The sequence below is a fragment of the Microbacterium sp. Bi128 genome (assembly GCF_918698205.1).
This window is the reverse complement of record NZ_CAKKMM010000503.1, coordinates 1-3,387: the sequence shown is the minus strand read 5'-3', so window position 1 is coordinate 3,387 and position 3,387 is coordinate 1. Positions and strand designations below refer to the sequence as shown.

Sequence of the window (3,387 nt, the reverse complement as noted above, 5' to 3'; positions counted from 1 at the left end):
CCGCAAGCCACCCGCACCAGCCATCAGCAAAGGAACCGTCATGAACGCAGTCACCGGGATCCGCTCAGCCGCGGCGACCCCCGTCCCGCATGCCCCCGCTCTCAGGGTTGTGTCCGGCACGGCTACACCACCGGCCAACCACGCCACTGCGGCCCCGCCGCCGCTGCGCGTTGTTGACGAGGCCCGAGAGATTTGTGCGATTTCCCGGAGCACCGTGCAGGCGGCGATCGAGGTGCTGGCCGGGACGCGGCCCGCACAGCAGCTCTCCCGGCGCCTGGACCCGCGCTGTCTGGCGGCCCTGCAGCACCGAGCCGCATTGACCCGCCGGGTTGCCTCCGGCAGCTCGCCGACGGCGGGCAGGCTGCACCGCAACCCGTCCGTCAGGTCCGTCCGGGCCTGCCGAGTGTCGGATGACGTCTACGAGGCCAGCGCCGTGGTGGTCGAGGAATCACGGGTTCGCGCGGTCGCGCTGCGGCTGGAGCGCGGCACGGCGGCCTGGCGCGTCACAGTGCTGGAGATCGGCTGAACGGCAGGGCCGGAGGCACAAAACAGGCAGAGAGTCCGCAGAAAACAGGCAGAAAGCCGGCAACAGACAGGCAGAGAACCGGCAGAAGCCAGTCGCCGCCGAGGGCAGCGACGGGCACGAACCTGCGGAACCGGGCCCGGTCTGCAAGGGAATGCCCGGCATGTGAGGGAAAGGAGGCGCAAACACGGAAGGACCGGAGCAAATGCTCCGGTCCTTCCGTGTTTGCGTCGTGCCTAGCGCCGCTTCTTCTTCGCAGCGCGGCGGCCGATGTCCTGCGCCGCGGCCTTGGCCGGGTTTCCCGAACGTCCGGAGACCTTCGCCTCGATCCGGGTCTGGGCGGCACCGTCCTCGCCAGGGGCGGTGTACTGCAGCTGCGCGGGTTTCTCCGGGGCTTCGAGCCCGGCGGCATGGATCTGCGGCTCGTGGTGTTCGGTGTGCTGGCCCTCGGCGTCCGCCACCACAACGTCTTCGGCCGGCGTCACTTCGACGTCGAGGTTGAACAGGAAGCCGACGCTCTCTTCGCGGATGGCCTCCATCATGGCCTGGAACATGATGAAGCCCTCGCGCTGGTACTCCACCAGGGGGTCACGCTGGGCCATGGCGCGCAGCCCGATGCCCTCCTTGAGATAGTCCATCTCGTAGAGGTGTTCCTGCCACTTGCGCCCGATGACGGAAAGGACCACCCGGCGCTCCAGTTCGCGCATGCTCTCGGAGCCAATCGCCTGCTCCCTGGCCTGGTAGACCAGACGGGCATCGGAAAGGATCTCTTCCCGGAGGAACTCGGTCGTGATCCGGGACTTGCCGCCGGCCTCGTCAATGACGTCGCGAGGGGTGAAGCTCACGGGGTACAGGGTCTTGAGGTTGGACCACAGGAGGTTGAAGTCCCAGTCGTCGCCGGTGCCCTCGGCTGTAGCTTCGTCGATGAAGGCGTTGATGGTGTCTTCCAGGAAGTACTGGACCTTCTCGTGGAGGTCATCGCCTTCGAGGATGCGGCGCCGGTCGCCGTAGATTGCCTCGCGCTGGCGGTTCAGGACGTCGTCGTACTTCAGCACGTTCTTGCGCTGTTCGGCGTTGCGGCCTTCCACCTGGCCCTGGGCCGAGGCGATGGCGCGCGAGACGAGCTTGGATTCGAGTGCGACGTCGTCGGGCACCGAGCTGTTCATGAGCCGTTCGGCTGCGCCGGAGTTGAACAGGCGCATCAGATCATCGGTCAGCGAGAGGTAGAACCGGGACTCGCCGGGGTCGCCCTGGCGTCCGGAACGGCCGCGGAGCTGGTTGTCGATGCGGCGGGACTCGTGCCTTTCGGTGCCGAGCACGTAGAGTCCGCCCAGGTTCAGGACTTCCTCGTGTTCGTCCTTGACGGACTGCTTGGCGGATTCGAACACCTCGGGCCACGCGGCCTCGTATTCCTCGGAGTTCTCCTCCGGGTCCAGGCCGCGCTTGGCCATTTCGGCGACGGCGGTGAATTCCGCGTTGCCGCCGAGCATGATGTCGGTACCGCGGCCGGCCATGTTGGTCGCGACTGTGACGGCGGCCTTGCGGCCGGCCTGGGCCACGATGGACGCTTCACGGGCATGGTTCTTGGCGTTCAGGACCTCGTGCCGGACGCCTTCCTTGGCCAGCAGCCGGGAGAGGTATTCGCTCTTCTCGACGCTGGTGGTGCCGACGAGGACAGGCTGGCCGTTTTCGTGGCGTTCGGCGATGTCCTTGACGACTGCGTCGAATTTGACGGTCTCGTTCTTGTAGACAAGGTCGGCCTGGTCGATCCGTGTCATGTCGCGGTTGGTCGGGATGGCAACGACGCCGAGCTTGTAGGTGCTCATGAACTCGGCGGCCTCGGTCTCGGCCGTGCCGGTCATGCCCGCGAGCTTGTCGTACATGCGGAAGTAGTTCTGCAGCGTCACGGTGGCGAGCGTCTGGTTCTCGGCCTTGATCTCGACGCCTTCCTTGGCTTCGATGGCCTGGTGCATGCCTTCGTTGTAGCGGCGGCCGGCGAGAATGCGGCCTGTGTGCTCATCGACGATCAGCACCTCGCCGGCGAGGATGACGTAGTCCTTGTCGCGCTTGAACAGCTCCTTGGCCTTGATGGCGTTGTTCAGGAAGCCGATCAGGGGCGTGTTGGCGGACTCGTAGAGGTTGTGGATGCCGAGGTAGTCCTCGACCTTTTCAATGCCGGCCTCGAGGACACCGACGGTACGCTTCTTCTCATCGACCTCGTAGTCGGTCTCGGCCTGCAGGCGTGTGACCACCTTGGCGAATTCGCTGTACCAGCGGTTGGTGTCCCCCTGGGCCGGGCCGGAGATGATGAGCGGGGTGCGTGCCTCGTCGATGAGGATCGAGTCCACTTCGTCGACGATGGCGAAATGGTGGCCGCGCTGGACCAGTTCCGAGCTGTCCCACGCCATGTTGTCGCGCAGGTAGTCGAAGCCGAATTCGTTGTTCGTTCCGTACGTGATGTCCGCGGCGTACTGTTCGCGGCGCAGCGCAGGGTCCTGGTTGGAGAGGATGCAGCCGCTGGTGAGGCCGAGGAAGCGGTAGACGCGGCCCATGAGGTCTGACTGGTATTCGGCGAGGTAGTCGTTCACGGTGACGACGTGGACGCCCTTGCCGGTGAGGGCGTTGAGGTAGGCCGGAGCGGTGGCCACCAGGGTCTTGCCTTCACCGGTCTTCATTTCCGCGATGTTGCCCAGGTGCAGGGCGGCGCCGCCCATGAGCTGGACATCGAATTGGCGCATGCCGAGGGTACGGGACGATGCCTCGCGTACGGCCGCGAACGCTTCGGGCAGCAGATCGTCGAGCTTCTCGCCGGCCTGGTGGCGTTCGCGCAGCCGGTCAGTTTCTTCACGGAGCTCGGCGTCCGT

General features: G+C 65.9%; 2 protein-coding genes. One reads left to right on the top strand and one right to left on the bottom strand.

From position 1 onward, the window contains the following. Positions 1-40: 40 nt before the first annotated feature. Positions 41-526: an Rv3235 family protein gene (locus LQV45_RS21875; protein ID WP_230008799.1), complete on the top strand. Its 486-nt coding sequence runs from the start codon at positions 41-43 to the stop codon at positions 524-526. A gap of 233 nt (positions 527-759) precedes the next feature. Here the strand turns inward: LQV45_RS21875 and secA are convergent. Further along, positions 760-3,387: preprotein translocase subunit SecA (secA, locus tag LQV45_RS21870; RefSeq protein ID WP_230008798.1), on the bottom strand; the 2,628-nt coding region annotated here is incomplete at its 5' end.

Bases quoted from the DNA above. Each gene is read 5' to 3' on its own strand.
- LQV45_RS21875 (WP_230008799.1), top strand. From the start codon at position 41: ATGAACGCAGTCACCGGGATCCGCTCAGCCGCGGCGACCCCCGTCCCG.